This is a genomic window from Nitrospirota bacterium, assembly GCA_016207905.1.
In the GTDB taxonomy this organism is placed as follows: domain Bacteria; phylum Nitrospirota; class Thermodesulfovibrionia; order Thermodesulfovibrionales; family JdFR-86; genus JACQZC01.
Window position 1 is genome coordinate 40697 of record JACQZC010000084.1, and the last position, 21326, is coordinate 62022.

28 protein-coding genes, 2 tRNA genes and 1 riboswitch are annotated in these 21326 nt (G+C 43.2%); of the genes, 17 read left to right on the forward strand and 13 right to left on the reverse strand.

From position 1 onward, the window contains the following. Positions 1 to 8: 8 nt before the first annotated feature. Entirely contained in the window at positions 9 to 161 is a 153-nt protein-coding gene (locus tag HY805_10165) for a hypothetical protein (GenBank protein ID MBI4824575.1), read from the reverse strand. Between the two features lie 767 nt (positions 162 to 928). On the opposite strand from HY805_10165, the gene HY805_10170 reads away from it, so the two are divergent. From HY805_10170 to HY805_10245, 16 genes are all read left to right on the forward strand, one after another. Further along, positions 929 to 2332: a site-specific DNA-methyltransferase gene (locus HY805_10170; GenBank protein MBI4824576.1), complete on the forward strand. Its 1404-nt coding sequence runs from the start codon at positions 929 to 931 to the stop codon at positions 2330 to 2332. A gap of 3 nt (positions 2333 to 2335) precedes the next feature. Continuing rightward, positions 2336 to 3289 carry a restriction endonuclease gene (locus HY805_10175; protein MBI4824577.1) on the forward strand — a complete coding sequence of 318 codons (954 nt, stop codon included), beginning with the start codon at positions 2336 to 2338 and terminating at the stop codon, positions 3287 to 3289. A 279-nt stretch (positions 3290 to 3568) separates the two neighbouring features. Beyond that, on the forward strand, positions 3569 to 4156 hold the full coding sequence (locus HY805_10180; protein ID MBI4824578.1) for a TetR/AcrR family transcriptional regulator: 588 nt from the start codon (positions 3569 to 3571) through the stop codon (positions 4154 to 4156). Beyond that, positions 4153 to 5460, forward strand: coding sequence for a TolC family protein (locus HY805_10185; GenBank protein ID MBI4824579.1), 1308 nt, complete (start codon positions 4153 to 4155; stop codon positions 5458 to 5460). Before HY805_10180 ends, HY805_10185 begins: the two co-directional genes overlap by 4 nt. After that, on the forward strand, positions 5457 to 5921 hold the full coding sequence (locus HY805_10190; GenBank protein MBI4824580.1) for a biotin/lipoyl-binding protein: 465 nt from the start codon (positions 5457 to 5459) through the stop codon (positions 5919 to 5921). The genes HY805_10185 and HY805_10190 overlap by 4 nt, the downstream gene beginning before the upstream one ends. Continuing rightward, positions 5887 to 6282, forward strand: a complete 396-nt coding sequence (locus HY805_10195; protein ID MBI4824581.1) for an efflux RND transporter permease subunit — start codon at positions 5887 to 5889, stop codon at positions 6280 to 6282. The genes HY805_10190 and HY805_10195 overlap by 35 nt, the downstream gene beginning before the upstream one ends. Positions 6283 to 6296: 14 nt before the next feature. Then, positions 6297 to 6383: transfer RNA gene (locus HY805_10200), tRNA-Ser, on the forward strand. A gap of 19 nt (positions 6384 to 6402) precedes the next feature. Next, positions 6403 to 6720, forward strand: coding sequence for a DUF4258 domain-containing protein (locus HY805_10205; GenBank protein MBI4824582.1), 318 nt, complete (start codon positions 6403 to 6405; stop codon positions 6718 to 6720). Next, positions 6717 to 6965, forward strand: coding sequence for a YgiT-type zinc finger protein (locus HY805_10210; GenBank protein ID MBI4824583.1), 249 nt, complete (start codon positions 6717 to 6719; stop codon positions 6963 to 6965). Before HY805_10205 ends, HY805_10210 begins: the two co-directional genes overlap by 4 nt. A 373-nt stretch (positions 6966 to 7338) precedes the next feature. Continuing rightward, positions 7339 to 8073: a hypothetical protein gene (locus tag HY805_10215; protein ID MBI4824584.1), complete on the forward strand. Its 735-nt coding sequence runs from the start codon at positions 7339 to 7341 to the stop codon at positions 8071 to 8073. Positions 8074 to 8210: 137 nt separating this feature from the next. Beyond that, a complete protein-coding gene (locus HY805_10220) occupies positions 8211 to 8426 on the forward strand; it encodes a hypothetical protein (GenBank protein MBI4824585.1) in 216 nt (71 codons plus the stop codon). Between the two features lie 4 nt (positions 8427 to 8430). Next, entirely contained in the window at positions 8431 to 8883 is a 453-nt protein-coding gene (locus HY805_10225; protein ID MBI4824586.1) for a hypothetical protein, read from the forward strand. Positions 8884 to 9067: 184 nt separating this feature from the next. Then, positions 9068 to 9310, forward strand: coding sequence for a DUF4160 domain-containing protein (locus HY805_10230; GenBank protein ID MBI4824587.1), 243 nt, complete (start codon positions 9068 to 9070; stop codon positions 9308 to 9310). Next, positions 9267 to 9575: a DUF2442 domain-containing protein gene (locus HY805_10235; GenBank protein ID MBI4824588.1), complete on the forward strand. Its 309-nt coding sequence runs from the start codon at positions 9267 to 9269 to the stop codon at positions 9573 to 9575. Before HY805_10230 ends, HY805_10235 begins: the two co-directional genes overlap by 44 nt. Before the next feature lie 336 nt (positions 9576 to 9911). Beyond that, a complete protein-coding gene (locus tag HY805_10240; protein ID MBI4824589.1) occupies positions 9912 to 10121 on the forward strand; it encodes a hypothetical protein in 210 nt (69 codons plus the stop codon). Further along, complete coding sequence (locus tag HY805_10245) at positions 10103 to 10663, forward strand: nucleotidyl transferase AbiEii/AbiGii toxin family protein (protein ID MBI4824590.1); 561 nt, start codon at positions 10103 to 10105, stop codon at positions 10661 to 10663. The genes HY805_10240 and HY805_10245 overlap by 19 nt, the downstream gene beginning before the upstream one ends. A 45-nt stretch (positions 10664 to 10708) precedes the next feature. Here the strand turns inward: HY805_10245 and HY805_10250 are convergent. From HY805_10250 to HY805_10305, 12 genes are all read right to left on the reverse strand, one after another. Further along, positions 10709 to 10780 (reverse strand) — tRNA-Thr (locus HY805_10250). Between the two features lie 32 nt (positions 10781 to 10812). Then, on the reverse strand, positions 10813 to 11709 hold the full coding sequence (locus HY805_10255) for a cation transporter (protein MBI4824591.1): 897 nt from the start codon (positions 11707 to 11709) through the stop codon (positions 10813 to 10815). Continuing rightward, positions 11688 to 12887, reverse strand: a complete 1200-nt coding sequence (gene tgt, locus HY805_10260; protein ID MBI4824592.1) for a tRNA guanosine(34) transglycosylase Tgt — start codon at positions 12885 to 12887, stop codon at positions 11688 to 11690. The genes HY805_10255 and tgt overlap by 22 nt, the downstream gene beginning before the upstream one ends. A gap of 314 nt (positions 12888 to 13201) precedes the next feature. After that, positions 13202 to 13450 carry a DUF433 domain-containing protein gene (locus HY805_10265; GenBank protein MBI4824593.1) on the reverse strand — a complete coding sequence of 83 codons (249 nt, stop codon included), beginning with the start codon at positions 13448 to 13450 and terminating at the stop codon, positions 13202 to 13204. Between the two features lie 140 nt (positions 13451 to 13590). Next, positions 13591 to 14334: a DUF1566 domain-containing protein gene (locus HY805_10270; protein ID MBI4824594.1), complete on the reverse strand. Its 744-nt coding sequence runs from the start codon at positions 14332 to 14334 to the stop codon at positions 13591 to 13593. Positions 14335 to 14453: 119 nt separating this feature from the next. Further along, on the reverse strand, positions 14454 to 14645 hold the full coding sequence (locus HY805_10275) for a type II toxin-antitoxin system HicB family antitoxin (protein ID MBI4824595.1): 192 nt from the start codon (positions 14643 to 14645) through the stop codon (positions 14454 to 14456). 429 nt (positions 14646 to 15074) lie between these two features. Then, positions 15075 to 15530: a TIGR00725 family protein gene (locus HY805_10280; protein MBI4824596.1), complete on the reverse strand. Its 456-nt coding sequence runs from the start codon at positions 15528 to 15530 to the stop codon at positions 15075 to 15077. 81 nt (positions 15531 to 15611) lie between these two features. Then, a complete protein-coding gene (locus HY805_10285; GenBank protein MBI4824597.1) occupies positions 15612 to 16334 on the reverse strand; it encodes a ComF family protein in 723 nt (240 codons plus the stop codon). After that, positions 16298 to 16759, reverse strand: coding sequence for a PilZ domain-containing protein (locus HY805_10290; protein ID MBI4824598.1), 462 nt, complete (start codon positions 16757 to 16759; stop codon positions 16298 to 16300). Before HY805_10290 ends, HY805_10285 begins: the two co-directional genes overlap by 37 nt. Next, positions 16759 to 18048 carry an adenylosuccinate synthase gene (locus HY805_10295; GenBank protein MBI4824599.1) on the reverse strand — a complete coding sequence of 430 codons (1290 nt, stop codon included), beginning with the start codon at positions 18046 to 18048 and terminating at the stop codon, positions 16759 to 16761. Before HY805_10295 ends, HY805_10290 begins: the two co-directional genes overlap by 1 nt. Further along, a complete protein-coding gene (locus HY805_10300) occupies positions 18048 to 19625 on the reverse strand; it encodes a phosphoglycerate dehydrogenase (protein ID MBI4824600.1) in 1578 nt (525 codons plus the stop codon). Before HY805_10300 ends, HY805_10295 begins: the two co-directional genes overlap by 1 nt. Next, on the reverse strand, positions 19622 to 20767 hold the full coding sequence (locus HY805_10305; protein ID MBI4824601.1) for an alanine--glyoxylate aminotransferase family protein: 1146 nt from the start codon (positions 20765 to 20767) through the stop codon (positions 19622 to 19624). Before HY805_10305 ends, HY805_10300 begins: the two co-directional genes overlap by 4 nt. Positions 20768 to 20934: 167 nt before the next feature. After that, positions 20935 to 21120: riboswitch (cobalamin riboswitch) on the forward strand. A gap of 83 nt (positions 21121 to 21203) precedes the next feature. On the opposite strand from HY805_10305, the gene cbpA reads away from it, so the two are divergent. Further along, the coding region (gene cbpA / locus HY805_10310; GenBank protein MBI4824602.1) for a modified peptide precursor CbpA at positions 21204 to 21326 on the forward strand (123 nt) is incomplete at its 3' end.

The window sequence follows — 21326 nt, forward strand, 5'->3', positions numbered from 1 at the left end:
TGAATTCCCTAAGTGCTTGAATTATCTTCATTTTTATCGTTAGAGTGTTCAATCATGTTCAATTTGTTCAAATCAGCTCTGTTGTCATCCTTTACTTTCTCACCCTCGATGAGCCTTGCCTTGTCCATGAGTATTGCAGAGGCAATAACCTTGAAACACATCCTTTTTTTCTTTTGAGATTTTTTTATTCATATGTCGCACTATATCAGTAAAAGATGGAAGCAGTCAATATGAAATGTTTCACTTGAAATGTTTCACCTGAAATAGTTCACCTAAGACATTTCCACATTCGTCATTCCTGTGAAAACAAGAATCCAGCCCTTGTTACCTTTCCCTCTCTCCTTGCTCTGCCATTATACTGTTACCCATGTCCATAGGTTAATGTGTTACCTATGTTAGCAGGTTGCAACTCCGTTTCCCCTCCCCCTTGAGGGGGGAGGGCGAGGGTGGGGGTGATTGGACTTTTCTGTTCACCCTCTCCAAACCCCTCCCCTCAAGGGAGGGGATTTTTTTAGATACTCTGCAGATTGCTTGTGGGGATTACTAATTTTCCCCTCGACAGAAAAAAAGTAGTTTTAAGAAACAGTTTCGCTCCTGAGGAGCCTTTGTCATTCTGCACTTCTTGTCATTCTCCGGCTTGACCGGAGAATCCAAGTTTTCTTTAAAAGCAAAAGGGGATTACTCCTGCTCTGTGTTCCCCTTGACAGAGAAAGGATGCCTGCTTAAGATGATGTAACTGTCCCGATACTTCGGGATTTGTTTAAACTATTGAGAATTATACCCTTTTTCATATTTGCAAAATTCATTTTGGACTGCCAGATACCAGACTCTATCGGACAGGTAGAGGAGTTCAATAGGCTGTTAGAGATAGCAGGAATAACACTTGAAATTTCGGCAGAAAATAAGTAAAACTTAAGTGACCAAACAAATGTTGACTGCGACATCTATAAAACTTAATGACATTGACAAGCTTAACAGGGAAGCCGAACTACAATGGGCGACCAGAATTCAGATTGATAGCTCACTCACGCGCGCACTTGTGAGTTTTCAGGCTAATAAAGGCAAAGCGGTTTATCGTTGGTTCAAATACAAGGAAGCATTTTTTGCTGACCTCATTGAGCATTTGTTAAGGAGACATCGAATTACAAGTGGCATTGTGCTCGACCCATTTGCAGGCAGTGGGACGGCATTATTTGTAGCGGGTGGGCTTGGAATGAGTGCCGAAGGCGTTGAGTTACTTCCGATAGGCCGTACTATCATCAAGACGAGGCAGATCATTGAAGATGGGTTGGAAGATAAGGTTATCGAGCGGTTAGTCTCTTGGCGCGACACATGTCTTTGGCGTCAAATCACGATGGAGAAGCCTATTATTGAACTTCGTATTACTCGCGGTGCATATCCGGCAGAGACGCTTGGGGCGATAGGGCGTTTCCTCAAGGCGGCGGAACAAGAGGAAGAAAGAATAAAGGCTATCCTGCTATTTGCTTTGCTATGCGTTCTTGAGAATGTCAGCTACACACGAAAAGACGGGCAATATCTCCGATGGGACTACCGCGCCGGGCGACGCCAAGGAAAGAAGTTTTTCGACAAAGGCGAGATTTTGAGTTTCGACAGGGCCATAACATCTAAACTACATGAAATCGTTACCGATTTGCGTTCTGCTGAACTGCCTGAAGATTTATTTGCTACAACTCGCTCTAAGGCAGATGTCCGTCTTTACGGTGGCTCTTGCTTGGAAATCTTGCCTCATCTCTCAACCGAATCCTATGATTGCCTGATTACCTCACCGCCCTATTGTAATCGCTACGATTACACACGCACTTACGCTCTGGAACTCGCGCTACTTGGCGTTGATGAGGGAGAACTGCTCAAACTCAGGCAAGAAATGTTAAGTTGCACTGTTGAAAACCGAGCCAAAGACCTTCTGGTACTGAATCCAAAATGGAAACAAGCCATTCTTGCTGCTGACCAACAAACGCTACTGCAAAACATCCTCGAATACTTAGATTCGCAAAAGAATCTCGGCCTGCTCAACAATAATGGAATCCCTCGGATGGTGCGCGGCTACTTTTATGAGATGGCTTGCGTTATTTTTGAGTCAGCGAGAGTACTGAAGAGAGGAGCGCCACTCATCATGGTCAACGACAACGTGCGATACGCTGGAGCTAGTATAGCCGTAGACATCATTCTTTCGGAAATTGCCGAGCAGTTGGGTTTTAGGACAGAGCAGATTCTGGCACTTCCGAACGGCAAAGGAAACAGCAGCCAGCAAATGGGCGCGCATGGACGCGAAGCACTGCGCAAATGCGTATATGTCTGGCGAAAGGAATAACGAATGGCGAAGCCATATTTACAACACTTAAAATCCAGTAAGAGTCTTGAGACCAGCTATGAGGCAGTGCGAGCAGGTTTCGTTGCCCTTGCACTTGAAAAAAATCGACGTGCAACGCCGTTTGTCGCTCAGGCACGTGCTTTGAAGGCTGCCGCGAGCAAAGCCAAATCGGCCGATGATCTTCTAAAGATTCAAGAGATTCAACCTGCATTGCTGACGGCAGCTGGAGTATCGGACAAAGCGATAAACCATCTGCAAGATTCTGATAAGCATGAAGCCGTCGGTGGCCTTATCAAGAACTTTCTTGAACCAGCAGGCACTAATTTTGTCGAGGAACTTGTCTTTCGCTTCCTTCTAACTCGCGGCGACACCCTCGGCGATTCTATGCGAAATATCGGTGGCTTTATAGCGCAAAAGAAGATTACACGGGCTATTATTGCTTACTTAAAACTTACTGAACATAAATGTCAATGGCTTCCCAATAAAACCACCTCATGGACTGAGTTGCCGAAGGATGATGCCGATATTGAGTTGTCGTTAAGGGGTCTTAGCTGGAATACTGGCAATGGGCCGCGTACACTCTTTTATAATGTAACTGTTCCGCTTTTCAAAAACAATGTTGATTTGGTTCTCTTCAACTGTTCCGCCCAAGACCTGACGCGTGAAATCATCAAAACGCCTTCCGCTTACATCGCACTTGGAGAACTCAAAGGAGGCATTGACCCGGCAGGAGCGGATGAACATTGGAAAACGGCTCGCACTGCGCTCAACCGAATTCACGAGGCATTTTCAAAGAAGAAACTCAAACCGCATACCTTTTTCATCGGAGCGGCCATTGAAACCAAGATGGCCGCGGAGATTTGGGAAATGCTCACCCAATCTATTTTGGAGAACGCCGCGAACCTTACCGACGAAGATCAGATTGCTTCTATTTCACAATGGCTATGTTCTATCTGAGGTATATCTGGAAACTATACTCAACACGGCAGTTGAAGGAACGCCACTAATAGTGAGCATATTTAAAAACCCACCGATCCCCCCTTACCCCCTTTTCATGGGTGCATTCTTTTGGTTACTTTTCTTGGGCATGAAGAAAAGCAACTGGGGTTTGGGGTGAAACCCCAAATAAGAAATGAATTTACACAAAATAATTGATATTACCCCACATAATTTTTTCTTGACAATTCTGGTTTTGATCGGTAAAATTGTAAGTAAGTGCTAACAAACAAAACTTCTATGAAAAGAAAAGACACAAGACAGAGACTCATCGATGCAGGGCTTAAGCTTTTCTCGGAAAGGGGCTACCTCGGTGCCGTAACAAAGGACATTGCCAAAGAGGCAGGCATAGCAGAGGTTACGCTTTTCAGATATTTCCCTTCGAAGGAGAGCCTTCTCGAAGAGGTCATAAAGACATATTCTTTTCTTCCTGCCCTTAAAGGTCTTCTCAGAGAAATAGATGCCCTTCCATATAAGGATGCACTTACAAAGATTGCAGAAAGGTTTCTTAGCACCCTATCGGAAAGAAAAGAGCTCATCAGGATAATGCACTCCGAGATTCCAAAGTATCCATCTAAGACAAGGCAGATATACCATGGCTTGATTAATGAAACCTTCACTACCCTTGCCTCTTATTTCAGCGAGCAAGAGAAAAAGGGCGTCCTGAGACGGTTCGAGCCAAGATACGGAGCAAGGGCATTCCTCGGAATGTTCTTTTCCCTTTTTACCTCACAGGAGTTAATGCTGAGGAAAAAATTAAGCAAGCAGGAATCCAAAAAGATTATAGCGGAGCTTGTAGAGATATTTGCAAAGGGGACATTGAAATGAAAAAGGCAATCGGGTTTTTATGTCTATTTCTCTTTATTTATCAGGGCATCTCATCTGCTGAGGAGTATACCCTCAAGGACATTTTTTCACTTGCCCTTCAGCGCTCCGAGCAGATAAGGATTTCCGAGGAAGAATTCCGCATCTCAGAGGCAGGAAAGGATAAGGCATCTTCTTTTCTTATTCCAAAGCTCTCTTTATTCGGAGAACTCAGAAGATACAAAGAGGGGAAGGTCATACCCGGTGGTCAGATTCTTCAGCCTGAAACATCCTCGCTATGGGGGATAAGGCTTGACCAGTCCATTTCCATAGGAGGCAATGAGTTTATATCGCTGGGGATTTCTAAGGACAATATAGAGAAAAACCGTTATGAGATTTATCGCATCAAAGAGGAATATCTTTATGGTGTTGCGGTGCAATACTACAATGTGCTTAGTGCCGAAAGGGCATTGGAGATTGGCCAGTCAAATGTTGCCCGTCTAAAGAGTCACAGGGATGCTGCGGCTTTAAGACTCAAGGTGGGTGAGGTAACAAAGACAGTGCTACTAAGGGCAGAGGCAGAGCTCGAGGGCGCTTATTCGGACCTTGTGCGCATGCAAAACAACCTCGCCATTGCAAAGGTTACCTTAATCAGACTTGTGGGGGTAAATGAGGATTTTACCCTCAAGGAATCCGAGGATGAACTGGCAGAGACCCTGTCAATAGAGGCATTAAAAGAAATAGCATATGCCGAAAGGCCTGAGCTCAGAGGCATTATGATTCAGAATGAGATTGCCAAAAAGCAGGTCAGATATTCGAGAGGCTTTTTCTTACCCACCGTGTCGGTGGAGGCAGTCTTTACTCAAAGGGACGATGAACCTGAATCGGATTTGTTTATGGAGGAGAGTTTCTATGGAGGCATAAAGCTGAGTTTCCCATTTTTTGAGGGAGGACTAAGAAAGGCAGAGCTCAGGGAATCTCTGTCCAGACTGAGACAGGCAGAGCTTGCCATTTCAGACATTAAAAAGACTATCGAGGTCGAGGTTCAGAGTGCTTATTTAGATGTTATTGCAAATCAGGCAGTTATCGAAAAGCTCGATGCCCAACTGAATTATGCAAAGGAAAATTATGGGGCAGTCTCAAAACAATTTGACTACGGCTTGGCAACGAGCCTCGATGTAATGGATGCCAATAATCTTCTTACTACCACTGAAAAACAGCTATCCGATGAGAAGGCAACCTATAGGTTATCCCTGCTCAGGCTTAAAAAGGCAACTGGAACACTCGTTAAATCGGTGCTTGGAGAAAATAAAGGAGGAATTCAGTGAGTCCAACCGTTCAAAGGGGCATCTCGGTTTTGGTATCTATATTTGTGCTTTTGTTCGTAGGGGGCTGTAAGGAAAAAGAGGCACGAAAGCCCAAGGAAAAGGTTATTAGGGTAGAGGTTCGGGAAGTATCTAAAAAGGCACTGAAGCCATATATCGAGGCAGTCGGGACATTGGATGCCTACGATGAGGTGATTGTTAGTGCAGAGGCCGAGGGCATACTCAAATCCGTTAAAGTGAAGGAGGGCTCGCATGTCAGAAATGGCCAGCTCATTGCAGGTATTCAGGATGTGGAGTTTGACCTTGAGGTAAAACGGGGAGAGGCAAGCCTCAAGCAGGCTCAAGCAAGCCTACTTAATATCCAGCTTGAATACGAAAGAAAATCTGCCCTTATCAAAGACGAGCTTATTACGAAACAGCAGTTTGACGATGTCTCCACGCGCCTTGCCCTGGCACAGGCATAGGTTGACAGTGCAAAAGCCACGCTTCAGCTTCATCGGATTAATCCTTCTCATGGGACTTGTCAAGAAAAACGCAATACTCATCGTAGACTACACAAACACATTAAGGAGTCGTGGTATCAGCCGAAGAGAGGCAATACTTCAGGCAGGCCCTGTAAGGCTAAGGCCTATCCTTATGACCACATTTGCAATAGTATTCGGAATGCTTCCCATTGCACTTGGAGTTGGAGAGGGTGCTGAGACACGGGCTCCGATGGCAGTGGCAACCATAGGCGGGCTTCTTACCTCTTTATTTCTTACATTAGTTGTGGTGCCGGTTGCTTATGATTTATTAGATGAAATAAAGGAGCGAAATTCTTTATAATATTAAACTCTTCTGGAGGGGTGGCCGAGTGGTTGAAGGCGACGGTCTTGAAAATCGTTGTAGGGGCAACTCTACCGTGAGTTCGAATCTCACCCCCTCCGTTTTAATTAAGAATAAGTGATAAATATTAACGATATAATAGAGTCTATCAGAAATGGTAAAATTAGAATAACAGACCATGCTGATGAAGAAGCACAGGCTGACAATCTTTCTTTTAAGGAGATACTAAGCTCGGTGCAGATAGGTGAAATAATAGAGCAATATCCAAAAGATAAACCATATCCAAGCTGTTTGATTTTAGGAAGGAATCTTAGAAACGAGCCAATTCATAGTGTATGGGCTTATAATTCGGAAACCGAGGCAAGCGTTTTAATAACAGTATATCGTCCAGACCCACTGAGGTGGATGGAAGACTTCAAGACAAGGAGGAAACAATGAGACTTTTTAAAAAGTGCCCTCTCTGTGAAGGCGAGCTTGTAGATAAAGAGGTTGAAAAACTCCTTAAAGGTAATGGAAATACTGCTATTGTCAGAGTAAAAGCAGAAGCATGTATCCATTGTGGAGAAAGGCTATATTCTCCTGAAGTGGTGGAAAAGTTTGAGGTCATAAGAAAGAAACTCAAAGAAGGAAAAACAGAAGATTTCATTACAATTGGCAAAAGCTATCAGGTTGTTACAGATTAAACTGTGAATAAGTTCAGATACATATGAGACAAAATGCGTCAATTAAATCACCCTCCCCTAACCCCTCCCATCAAGGGAGGGGTCGATAAAGCAAATCGCATTTTTTCCTTACAGGACAGGTCTTTACTCCTTTTAATTACCCTCTCCCCTTGTGGGAGAGGGTCAGGGTGAGGGGGATATAACTTGTCTCATATGTGTTGAACCCATACAAACTGTTGGCAAAAGATTCAAAATAGTGTAAGTTATTATTGGTAATCAACTATGGGGAATATAGAGCGTTTCCTGACTAATATACAAATTCCGATATTATCGGGACGGTTTCCGTCTAATAACTGGTTATACGCATAAATGAGAATAATATAGAGGCATCAAATTGACAAAAGTAGAACAAGACCAACTTGCTAATAGATCTAATGATGAACAGGAAATAGCTGTTCATCTGAAAGAATACGAAATGCTTGCGGCATCAATAAGAACGGACATAGCACGTATAGACAAAATAATTGGAATTTATGCCATCGCTGTTTTTGGTATTATCGGTTTCTTTTTGAAAACTGCAAATTTCAATGAATTCATAAAGAACATTGATGAACAGACTGAATTGATCGGATTAGTTCTTGCTATTCCTATAATAAATGCGATCCTTTTAATTCATGCTGTTTCTTCTTTTCAAGTCATACTTGTTAAGGCTCGTTGTGCAACTTATGTAATTGGCGAGCGGTTATGCAGTCTTCTTCAGCGGGATGTTTTATTATTTGATAAAATTTATGATCTGGATAAGCAAGCTTGGCTCAACCAGAGAACTACCGTCGGCATATTTTACTGCCTTCTTTCTTCTGCCATTTCCCTTCTTATACTTTATCGGTATTCTTATGTATTACTGCTTTCACGGGGTATTTCCGTTTTTATACTATGGATTATAAGTTGCTTCACTGTTTCTTTATCTCTTTCTTTTCTTGCAAGACATCAATTTATCAATAAACATTTTGCAACTCTTCATAAGACACCAATTAGAGAGCCTTTTCTTTTAAAGCTTTGGATTCTTACAAGCTTATGTTTTATTGTTCTGTTTGGCTTATTTAGATTTTTTGGCTATAGGACATGTTGATCTGATATAAAAATGAAAAACAATGCCTAACAAAAAAATCAACCCGACTGGTGATAAGCCTGTTTTGGTTTTCAAAGGGCAGTTCACCATCGGGTTATTTATCTCGTTAGACAGAGATAATTATAAAGGAGGAAATTATGAAGCAAAATAAGGAAGAAGTAGATCACTATCACGTCTCTTCCAAAACTTGGGGAGGGATTAGATCTATTGATATTTATTTAGATCACAAGCTGAGAGAAGCGCGTATCATCGATAGTTATAATTCTGAGAATCGTATTACAATTTCAGCAGATGATTGGAATAAGTTAATCAGCCAAATAAAGAAAAACCAAATTGGTAAAATAGGAGCTTAGAGAGATGGTCAGCTTAGCCATTGCATCTGGAAGTTTTCTATTGGTCTCTATTGTGACGTTTCTTAACTTTTATCGGCAGTCACCAACCTTAAGTAAAAAGAGAGATGAGGGAATCAATCGTATACTTAAAAATCACATTATGCATAATCCGCCTTTAACAGCCTCAGGACTTTTGAATCTGCTTACAGATGAATTAGGTTTTCCACGCCTAAAACTTGTTTTGGCTGAGGTGGAGCCAAATGGTTTCAAGAAATCCATGATTTTCTTTGGAATCGCAACCCTTATTGCATTACTCTCAATTATTTTGCCAGAAAATATTTTGACAATTTTACCATATAAATGGATTCCCGGGGTCATATGGTCTCTTATCTTCTCAGTTGGAATATTCTTTTTTATAGACGATTCCAGATTCTATTATCATCTTTACAAGATGGAACGACTAATAGACAATAAATGAATAAGGATATATGATTGTCTAACGAATCACTCAAGCCGACCAGGAACAACGCTGGTTTGATTTTGGCAAAGGCTTGTGGCCGGGCGGCTTAGCTCATTGTTGAACCATAGTTTTTAGACAGGCTCTGTGTCTCTATTTATTTTCGATAGCTTGTCACAACCGTTTGATGTTAAAATAAAACTGTATGAGTCCTTCAATTTTTAGGGAAAGGGGATACAGATTTTATTTTCTTTCAAATGAAGAGGATAGAATCCATATCCATGTTACATGCGAGGACGGGGAGGCTAAGTTTTGGCTGGAACCCATAATATCATTAGCTATATCTCATGGGTTAAATCCAAGAAAGTTGAACGAAATTCAAAAAATCGTAGAGGAGCATAAAAATGAAATCATTAAAGCATGGCGAACACATTTCAGTAAGCGTTGAAAATATAACGCCTTTTGGTATCTGGCTGTATGTAAAAGAAAAAGAATATTTTCTAAGCTATAAGGACTATCCTTATTTTAAGGACCAGACATTGAGTTCCATACAAAATGTTCAATTACTTCATGGCTATCATTTGTATTGGCCTGAATTGGATGTTGACTTGGAAATTGACAATCTTGAAAATCCAGAAAAATACCCCCTAAAATTTGAATCAAAGAAACATCTAACGAGTCATTCAACGGGACGGCGAGTAGCCGCCCGTTAATTCAGGCGTTGAACCATAGTTTTTAGACAGGCTACACTTTCCATATTCTTGAGTATGACTTCTTGAAACAAACCCTTGCCCCTGCCTTCGATAAAAAAATCTTCAATGAGCTTGTAATCAAAATTCATGACAGGCCGCAAAGGACTAAATTATAGTTCCCTTTAACATCCCTGTAAAGGGCTTAACTGTTAAATTCCACAATAGCCGGGGCAGGCTTCTAAGACAAGAAGCAGTCCTGTTTTCGAATCTCACCCCGCCCCGAAAGAGCAGTTTTTATTCCTACAAATAAACTCTGTTGCAAAGCATCGTTCCGACAAAAACTGGTATAATAAAGCCATGATTAAAAACGCAAAGCTCCTTTCTGAATTTGAAGACAGGCTTCTAAGACAAGAAAGGCTCTCTTATAAAGAGGCATTGAAGCTCTTTGAGGCAATGTGGAAGGAGGCAGTGAGCTTTGGAGTCCTGCCTTTAAAAGACCCTATGGAAGACCTTGAGGCAGATATTGCACTTGCAAAGGTGTTAAATTCGTGTTTGAAAAACTCTTAGCAAAGGTAGCTTTTTCACTCAAAAGGCACAACATTCCCTATATGGTCATTGGTGGCCAGGCAGTTCTTCTTTATGGAGCACCGCGGCTTACAAAAGACATAGACATAACTCTCGGAGTCGGCATAGACAAACTCTCTGATGTGGTCAATACAGTCAAAGACGCGGGGCTGGAAATTCTTCCGAAAGATTCTGAAGGCTTTGTGAAAAAAACCTTTGTCCTGCCCACAAGGGATAGGAAAAGCAAAATGAGAGTGGATTTCATTTTTTCCTTTACCCCGTATGAAAGGCAGGCGATTTCAAGGGTAAGGGACATAGTCATTTCTGGCACTAAGATTAAATTTGCCTCTTTAGAGGATATTATCATCCATAAAGTCTTCTCATGCCGTGCAAGGGATTTAGAGGATGTCAGGTCAATGCTCATAAAAAACCCTGACTACGATATGGCTTATATAAAGAAATGGCTTGGAGAGTTTGATAAGCTATCAGAAGAGAAAAAGTTTACCAGCACTTTTAAGAATATACTTAAAACCCTGAAACATTGAGTCCGAATCTCACCCCCTCCGCCAGCATGCCTTTTTTTATAAAAAAGCCGGGGATGGGGGTTGAACCCACGACCTGCTGATTACGAATCAGCTGCTCTACCACTGAGCTACCCCGGCATGCACTAAAATATTTTATGCTATTTTCCTGTTTAACGACTCACTCTTCGGTCAGGCTCCACATGAACAACAATGTCAACAACTGAGGGAAACTCATCCTTAATCTTCTCCTCAACCGTAGTTGCTATATCATGGGCTTTATCCATGGGTAGCTCTGGCTCTACGAGTATATGAAGGTCGAGATAAACCGCATTTTGAGTACCCCTCGTCCTTATCCGATAGCATCCCTTTACCCCGGCAACCTTCATCACAGCCGCACTTATCGCCTCTGTATTTATGCAGATAGTATCCACAAGCACATCAGAGGCATTCTTAAGAATATCATAGCCGATCTTTCCTATGAAAAGGGTGATTACAAGCCCTGCAATAGTATCTGCAAAGGCATACCCCAGTCTTGTAAAGATAAGCCCCATAATTACTGCCAGCGAGGCAAGTATATCGCTTTTTGTGTGAAGGGCATCTGCTATGAGAAATGAGCTTTGAAGCTGTCTTCCCTTTCTCATCTCATATACCATAACGAATATGTTTATGAATAATGTCAGAAACATCACTATGAAGCTCGTATCCTCTGCAGTAGCCCTGTGTCCATCAAAAAACGAGTTATATGCCCTTCTAAAAATCTGAATGCATGTGGTGAATATCGCAAACGCTATGGCAATCGTAAAGAAGGTCTCGTATTTCTTATGCCCGTAAGGGTGCCTCTCATCGGGTGGATGGGATGCCACCCAGATGCCAACAAGCCCGATGACATTCGAGAACCCGTCAAACATGGAATGAAACCCATCCGAGAGCATTCCCACGGAGCCGCTTAAATAGCCATAGATTATCTTTGCAAAAGCCACCAGAAGGTTAAGCCCCAAGGTATAGATGAGAACCCTTCTTACCATCGAGGTGTTCCGGGCTGTATCTAAAATGGTATGCTCTGCCATTTCCTTTTGAACTCCATGAATCTATCTTCCTTTATAGAGTCCCTCATCTGTCTAAAGAACTCCATGTAAAAATAAAGATTATGTATAGTATTAAGCCTCATCGAAAGGATTTCCTTTGAAAGAAACATGTGCCTTAGATATGCCCTTGAGTAATTCCTGCATGTATAGCAGTCACAGTCAGGGTCAAGAGAAGAGCTGTCTTCTTTGTATTCTGTTCTTTTTATGCTTATCCTTCCCTCGGATGTAAAAAGCGTTCCATTTCTTGCATTTCTTGTAGGCATTACGCAGTCAAACATATCAAAGCCTGCCTCTACTGCATGGATGACATCCCTTAGCTCGCCTATACCCATAAGGTACCTCGGAGCTTCATATGGCAAAAGGGTCCCTGCATAGCTTATTATCTCATACATCTCATCTTTTGGCTCTCCAACAGAAACTCCTCCTACTGCATATCCATCAAAGCCAACTTCTGTAATCTCCTCTATGCTCTGTTTTCTAAGGTCTTTATACATGCCACCCTGAATGATTCCAAAAAGGGACGGATGGCTCTTATTGGTAATCCCCCTCTTATCCCCCTTTAGCAAAGGGGGATGTAGGGGGATTTGATTAGCAAAGGGGGATGTAGAGGGATTTTCTTCAACCGAGAAGAGCTTCTTATATGCCTCCTTAGACCTCTTTGCCCATTCTGTTGTGAGTCTGAGGGAGTTCAATGCATACTCATAAGAGACAGGATAAGGAGTGCACTCATCGAATGCCATGAATATATCGGAGCCTAAATCTGCCTGAATCTCCACTGCAAGCTCTGGGCTTATGAAATGCATTGAGCCGTCTATGTGGGATTTAAAACTAACGCCTTCCTCCTTTATATCTCTAAGCGCCGAAAGGCTATAGACCTGAAACCCACCGCTATCTGTAAGTATAGGTCTCTGCCAGTTCATGAATGAATGAAGACCGCCTAATCTTTTTATTGTCTCATTTCCGGGCCTTAAATAAAGGTGATAGGTATTTGAAAGAATTATCTCAACCCCAATGTCTTTAAGCTCCTCGGGGGTCATTGCCTTTACAGTGGCATTTGTCCCAACAGGCATGAATGAGGGGGTATGAATATCTCCCCTATGAGTCTTTATAATTCCGAGTCGGGGCCCAATGGTTTCTTTTGAAATCAGCTCAAACTTCATAATTAATTAGTATAATATGGATTATACTAAAAAAGGCGGAAGGCAGGTTTCTAATAGTTGTCTTTGAATTGAAAAAGGGTGTGTGAGTCCATCAAAAAGATAGATTGATAAGTAGGCTGTTCTTGGCAAGGTGGTTTTGCTTCTGAAACACTGCATCCGTATATTCGTATTCATACTGATCCGTTTGCCCCAAGCAGGATAGGGCTTACTGCTCAGTGGTTCTTTTAATTCATGCGGGAGTTCTTGAAAGGGACAAAAAAGAAAGTTTTGTTTATGGTTGCCACTTAATGTTTTCTTCCTTCAGAATAATCACATCAGGCTATTTCTGTTACCAACTCTGAAGCATGAGTGACTAACATTTCACGGGCGATACGAACTGCTTCTGCTATTGCCTCTTTTGTTAATACGCCGCGCCATTCATCAATAATCGCTTCCCAGACCATACCGCTTGCCACCTGTTCCAATATATCGGCAACCAGAATGCGAGTGCCGCGAAAAACAGGTTTGCCATGACAAATCTTAGGGTCAGCGATAATATACCGACCTAAACTTTTGGCTCTCATAAAGCTATCCTCCCATATACTATATATAATACTATATTATGACAAAATTGCGCCTAACCTTCAAGGCGGGGAAAAAGCCCGAAAGGTTTTGGATGTTAGTCTTTTGTTTTATGTTAATGGATTTCCATGATACTATATCATCACCTTTGGGAACGCACTGCCAGAGCATAGAGGCCATTGTACTGGGGGAATGTCTCATCGCATCTGTAAGCTCCCTCGCTGCCGCTTTGGAAATTGAAAATCCACGCTGATGATGAATCGTCTTTATATAACTCCGATGACCATGCCCGAATTCTCGCCCCTTTCCCCCATTCGCCCCCCTTATAAACAAGTTTGTCACCAACGCCACAGCCGGTTTTACCTGTCTCATATAATCCTCTGAGTTCAACTCGTGTCGGAAGCCTCCAACCTCCTCCGGCAAGGCTCAGGCTTTGAACATACTGATTCGCCTCATACCAATTCATATTTTCGCTGGATGCAGAAACCCATTCAAGTCTGGTTCTCGAATCGGTTACAACACCTTCATTAGAAACTTGAAATGGTGAGAACTTTAATACAATATGGTCGTTAAGCATCTTCGTCTCACCCGCAGGCCCGGTGTCTATCTCTTTTTTTGCATTATTACACTGTCCACCTTCGGGTAAAAGGTAATATGTGGATTTAGGATAGAGACCTTTAAATACAAATGTTCCATCGCCCTTAGTCTTAGTTTCAAACTTCTCATAACCCTTAAGAGTCTCTTCCTGTATAGCCACTACTTTTACGCCAGAGAGCGGATTGCCGTAGATGTCAACTACCTTCCCTTCAATGTTCGTTCCTTTTTTGCCCGCCTCGCAGGCAACACTTACAAAAACTAAAATCAAAGTAACTGAAAATAAAATCAATACCTTCTTTATGTTGTTTATCCTCCTTTCAATCCCCCTAAAACTACACCCTCCATTTTCTTTTCAGGCATTATCCTTCAACATTTTTATGATATGCCTTGCAAGATTTTCATTTTTTTTCAAGCTACTTCCAGTTCAGCAACCTTACGAACACAAGGGATTACACCGCTTGATAGTTCTTTATGCAAGTCTTTTAGATTTTCTTTCAGCTCATCTAATGTTTCGCCTTGTGTCATGTAGTCCGGATATTCTTCCAGATGCCCGAGCCACACATTGCTATCCTGCCAGTATACAAACTTTATGGTTTCCATAACCTTCTCCTTCATCGGTTCTTATTATCTATTTTATAATATTCTTTTTACAATAAAAAGTCAGTTCATTCCCTTCCGTGTCAAATTCTTGCCTTGCTCACGACGCTTACGATTACTCTGCTTTTTAGCGTCAACCTTCCGCCCCCAGTAAGAACCACAACCCTTTTTAGGGCCTGAATGCTCTGTCTTTTTTCCTTCGTATCCCATACCTTTTATTTCTTAATGACAACCAGCATGCCCTTAAAACTACACCTTCCAAAACACCCCTGTCAAGAGAAAATCACACACTCCTCGCTGTCACTTCCTTACACCTTTTAGGTTTATCCCTCGTTACTCCTGCCGCATGGACAGCCAGAGCCAATGCCCAAAACTTATCCGCCAAAAAATTAGAATAAGGCATGGCTTCCCTCTAATTGCTTAGAATAGGTTTTAGCTGAGCAGTTTCATTACATTTGAGACTGCCTCTTTTGCATCCTTTGCCTTTATGACGCCTTTTATATCCCATGTCTTTATCCCGATGACAGGCTTTCCCATCTGAAGGGCAAATGCAATCTCAGAGAGCGTTCCGTATTCTCCTCCTATTGCTATGACTGCATCTGCAGTGCGTGCTATGATTGCGTTTCTTGCAATGCCAATGCCAGTGGCAATGGGGATTGAGACGTATTCGTTTGCAGAGCCTTTGTGCTCCTGCGGAAGTATTCCAACTGTAATTCCTCCATGAGAGTGTGCACCTTTTGAGACAGCTCGCATAACTCCGCTTAAGCCTCCTGTAATCAGGATGAAGCCTTTTTTGGCGATAAGCCTTCCCAGTGCTTCTGCCTCCTTAAGAAGAGGCTTTCCCTCGTGTCTTCCACCTATGACTGCTATGAGATTTTTACTCATCATGCCCTGTCTGATGACCTTACTTCCTACACTTCATAGGAAACCTCCCTGAGAAGCATTGTAAATTTTACCATATGCCTATTACTACATTTCTGCCCTCGCAAGCACAACCACGGTTACCCTGCTTCCGCCTGCCTTAATCAGCTCCTTAGAGCACTCCTTTACAGTTGCACCTGTTGTCATAACATCATCCACAAGAAGAACCTCTTTGTCATCGAGCCTTCTTTTTACTCCGAATGCATCCTTAAGGTTCACTGCCCTCTCGCTTGCACTGAGTCCTATCTGTGGCAGGGTCCTTCTTTTTTTATAAAGCACATCCTGAAACAAGGGGATTTTCAATGCCTGTGAGAGTTCCTTTGCAATGAGAAGGCTCTGGTTAAATCCCCTTTCCTTGAGCCCATGGATTTCGAGCGGGACAGGGATGATGCAGTCTGCCTTTGGGATGTTTAGCCCACTAAGCAATCCTCCGAGAGGCTTTGAAAGCCTCCTGATGCCTGAAAACTTAAACAAACCGATTGCCTCTTTAAGTGTGCCTTTGTAAATGCCAAAGCTAATGACCTTTGAAAACACTGGACGCTCCTTTAGGCATTCACCGCAAGAGCCTGCCTGAGGAGCAGGAAGGGGCGTTGCACATGACCTACATGAGTTCCCTTCATAGGAGGACATTCCGTTCCAGCAGTCAATGCATATAGGTGAGTGTAGAAACCTATTAGAGTCTTTCCCGCACACAGGGCATTTTGACGGGTATATGAGATTTACTATGGCAGGGGCTAATTTATCTTTAAGCCACTTTTGCAGTTCCCGCACCTTGGACCCATATGGAGTTTTGCTTTTGGCACCTTATTTTTAGTCCCGCATGAAATACAGAACACTATCAGGAACTCTTGCTCACCCTGCTTGCCTGTCTGAGTCGTATCCGACAATGTGGATGCCTTGACAAAATTCATGTAGTTTGCATCTATATCTGTGAGCTCGATTCCCATTCCGTTTTTAACGATAACCGAGTCTGTCTTCACTATCTTTCTAACAATCCCTTTCAGTCGTGATGTCTTTCCGTCAGGTAGGTAAATCGTAATGTTAAGCGTACTGCCTGGTGCAAGTCCGTGGTGGGTTCTTATAAATATTCCTCTTTCGGAAAGGTCGGAAGATATGCCCCTGTAATTTTTCTCTCCCGAGGAGAACTCGACCTCAAGCCTTCTTGTGAATCTTTCAAAAGCCCTTTTGTCTTCCATCAGAATTGCTCTTTAATGGTGATTAGCTTTTCCCGCTCCTTGCCAGTAGATATCATATGGACATTTACCTTTAGCAGTTTCTCTATAGCCTTAATGTATTTCTGGGCTGAAGAAGGCAGTGTCTTGAACTCCCTTATACCTGCTGTGCTTTCTGACCATCCGCTCATGATTTCATAAACAGGCTCTGCGGATTCAAGCAAAGCTATCTCCTTTGGGAATTCCTCGACAACCCTTCCATTACACTTATATGAGGTGCATACCTTTATTGTCTCAAGCCCATCTAATATGTCAAGTTTTGTAATGGCAATGCCTGTAATGCCGTTAACCCTGATTGAGTGTCTGAGAGACACAATGTCAAGCCATCCGCATCTTCTCGGTCTTCCTGTTGTTGCACCGTACTCTCCGCCTTTTTCCCTAATTATATCACCTAAGGGCTCTTTTATCTCAGTAGGAAATGGGCCACTGCCAACCCTCGTTGTATATGCCTTTACAACACCCAAGACCTTGTTTATCTTTGTGGGGCCAACTCCAAGCCCTGTGCATACACCACCTGCGGACGAAGAGGAGGATGTAACATATGGGTATGAGCCATGGTCTACATCGAGCAGTGTGCCCTGTGCACCCTCAAACAAGACATTTCTGCCTTCATCTATTATTTTATTTATAACTATGTCTGTGTCTTCTATGTGGCTCGATAGCAGTTCTCCGCATTCCATGAACTGTCTGTATATCTCTTCGGAACTGCTAAGTTCAGTGCTACTGCCCAATGCCTTGAGAAGGATATCTACATACCTGAGATTCCTTTGGAGTTTTTCTCTGAAGACCTCCGGATAAAGGAGGTCTCCGACCCTTATGCCTGTTCTTGCCATTTTATCCACATAGGCAGGGCCAATGCCTCTTCCTGTTGTTCCAATCTTCTTAGAGCCCTTGAGGTTTTCGGATGCCTCCTCTATAGCCATATGATAGGGCATAATGAGATGTGCGGACTTGCTTAAAAGAAGGTTTCTTTTGACCTCTATGCCTTTTTCCCTGAGTCCTAAGATTTCCCTTAAAAGGTAGAAGGGGTCGACAACAGTGCCATTTCCAATGATGCAGAGCTTTCCTCTGTGCAGTATTCCCGATGGCACAAGATGAAGTATGAATTTTTCGTTTCCAATGACGACTGTGTGCCCTGCATTGTGGCCGCCCTGATAGCGTGCAACCACATCCGCCTTTTCCGTAAGAAAGTCAACTAACTTTCCCTTTCCCTCATCTCCCCACTGGGCACCAACTATAACTACCGTTGACATTAAAGGTAAACCTGCTTGACAGAGAGGATATTGGGAAGTCTTCTTATCTCTTCTAATTGCTCAGGGGTAACGGGGTTGTCTATGTTGACAACAGATATTGCCCTTCCGCCTACGGATTCCCTTCCAAAGTGCATCCTTGCTATGTTTATATTGTATTTCCCAAGCAGAGAGCCTATGTTTCCTATAACGCCTGGCTTGTCGTTATTGAACATGAAAAGCATGTTCCCTTCTGGGACAATCTCCACATGGAAGCCATCTATCCGAATTATTCGTGGGTCTTTTCTGCTAAATAGGGTGCCTGAGATGTAGGTTTCCCTTTCAGGGGCTTTTAGCCTTAGACAGAGCATACTCTGGTAGTCGCCTGCCTCTTTGCTTTTAGTCTCCTTGACCTCGATGCCACGGTCTTTTGCTATAAGTGGTGCATTGACAAAGTTCACTGTCTCCTCGAGGATAGGGGTAAGAATGCCTTTGAGTGCAGAAATCGTAATTGGTGCGGTGTTGAGCTCCATTGCCTCGCCCCTGTATTCTATTGTAACCTCTGTGATGCCTGCCTCGAATGTCTGTGAGGCAAAGCTTCCCATTTTCTCGGCAAGAAGAAGATAAGGCTGAAGCATTGGAATCTGCTCTTTTGGGATTGATGGGAAATTCACGGCATTTCTTATAATTCCGTGTATGAGATAGTCAACGACCTGCTCTGAGATGGCAAGGGCTACATTTTCCTGTGCCTCCTCTGTTGCGGCTCCAAGATGAGGGGTGCTGACAACATTTTCGAGGCTTACGAGGGAGTAGTCAACCAAAGGCTCTTTTTCAAAGACATCCACTGCGGCTCCAGCAACCTTGCCTGTTTTTAGGGCATCATACAGGTCTTTTTCATTAACTATTCCGCCCCTTGCACAGTTAATAATCATTATACCATCCTTCATCATCTTAATAGTCTCTTTATTTATAAGGTTTTTTGTCTCGGCTGTAAGAGGCGTGTGTATGGTAATGAAATCAGAGCGGCTGAAGACTTCTTCGATGCCTACCTTCTGAACCCCTATTGCCTTTGCCTTTTCCTCGCTAAGAAAAGGGTCAAAGGCTATTACATTCATCTGAAGAGCCTGTGCCCTTTTTGCAACCTGACCTCCTATATTTCCGATTCCAATAATACCCAGTGTTTTTCCGAAAAGCTCAACCCCAATGAATTTCTTTTTCTCCCACTTATGTGCTTTCATCAAGGCATCTGCCTGCGGGATTTGTCTTGCGAGGGCAAACATGAGGGCTATCGTGTGCTCGGCAGTCGTTATTGTGTTTCCCCCCGGGGTGTTCATGACAACTATGCCTTTTTTCGATGCAGAAGTCCTATCCACATTGTCCAGTCCTGAGCCTGCCCTTCCTATGACCTTGAGGTTTTCAGCATGCTCTATGACATCGGCAGTAACCTTTGTTGCGCTTCTTATAATAAGTCCATGATATTGACCAACGCATGCCTTAAGCTCCTCAGGGGTCATTCCGGGCTTCACATCGACCTCAAGCCCTGCCCTCCTCAGAATCTCGATGCCTCTCGGAGAAAGCTTATCGCTTACAAGAACCTTCATCTGTCCACCATCAGGACTTCCTCTGCTGCCGCCACACCCTGTCCCAGCTTGACAGGATAGCCCATTGCCTTAAGCACCATCTCTATGCCTGAGATTGCGGTTATGACATCGAATGTGTCAGCGTATCCAAGATGCGCAATTCTGAAGATTTTTCCTTTTGCCCTATCCTGACCTCCTGCGCCTGTAATGCCGTATTTGTCCCTAAGGTTTTTGTACATCGCCTGTGCATCTATGCCCTCGGGTGACTCGATTGCAGTAACGGAATTGCTTGGGCTTTCCTTTGCATAAAGCTTGAGTCTAAGAGCGACTATAGCCTTTCTTGTTGCATCGGCAAGCCTTCTATGCCTTTTGAAGATATTTTCAAGTCCTTCTTTTTGAAGAAGCTTTATTGCCTCATTAAGTGCTACAACGAGGGTTACGGGAGATGTAAAGTTAGTCTGATTCTTAACGAGGTTTTCCCTTTCTTTTTTGAGGTTAAAGTAAAACCTTGGGATGGTCGATGTCTCGTTTTTCTTCCATGCCTTTTCGCTTACGCTTATAAATGCCATTCCAGGGGGGGTCATGAGGCCCTTCTGAGAGCCTCCAACCATTACATCCACTCCCCACTCATCTGTTTTGAGGTCATGGGCAACGAGGGCCGATATTGCATCCACTATGAAAATCGTATCTCTATGCCTCGAAACTATCCTTGCAAGAGCCTCTATGTCATGGTAGATGCCTGTTGATGTCTCGCATGCCTGAACGAATACGCCTTTTATCTCTGGCTCTTCCTTAAGAGCCTTCTCAACATCCTCTGATTTCACTGCATAGCCCCACTCAACAATTATTTCCCTTACCTTCAGTCCGTAAGCCTGACATATCTTTGTCCACCTTTCGCCAAACTTTCCACTGTTTATCACTAAGACACTGTCTCCTGGGGAAAAGAAGTTATTCACAGCAGAGACCATCCCTCCTGTGCCTGAGGAGGAAAGGACAAGCACATCGTTTTTTGTCTGATAGAGCCATTTTAGTCCTTCCCTAACAGAGGCAAGCACAGGGATGAAATCCGAAGACCTGTGATGGATTATGGGAGCCGCCATGCTCAAAAGGACCTCTGGTGGAACAGGTGTTGGCCCTGGTGCAAGAAGATACCGTTTTAACATTATTCGCACCTCCAGTTTTCGCTTTTCCTTTAGAAAAAAGCAGAAGATTAAAATTACCATATAACCACATGTATGGTCAATACACGAAAAACCCTGTCCTACCAAAATAGGACATTTCTATTTTGGCTTGACCTGTCCAATTCGTGCCCTTGACTCTTCTGGAACAGGAATAATATAATCTATTCGGTTTCAGCATCCCGGAACACGGTGCGAATCCGTGGCGGACCCGCCGCTGTAATCGGCGAGGCTCCTCACTTAAGGCGAGAGCCGGCCACTGGTCGAATAGACCGGGAAGGCCGTGAGGAGCTGACGACCCGAGAGCCAGAAGACCTGCTGATGCCTTGTATCGGGAATCTGATGGCAAAGGGTTCCGACAGACTTTTGAAGTCTGTCAGAACCCTTTTTTATTGATTTAAAAACAAAAGAGGAGGCAGAAATGAAAGACAAGAAGAAGACCGAGAAAGAGAGCGGGAAAAAGGACGTAATCGCCTACCGTAAGGCCTGCAAGGCCGAGGGGACCGGACTTTCCCACTACATCCTCATGGACAGAAAAAAGAAG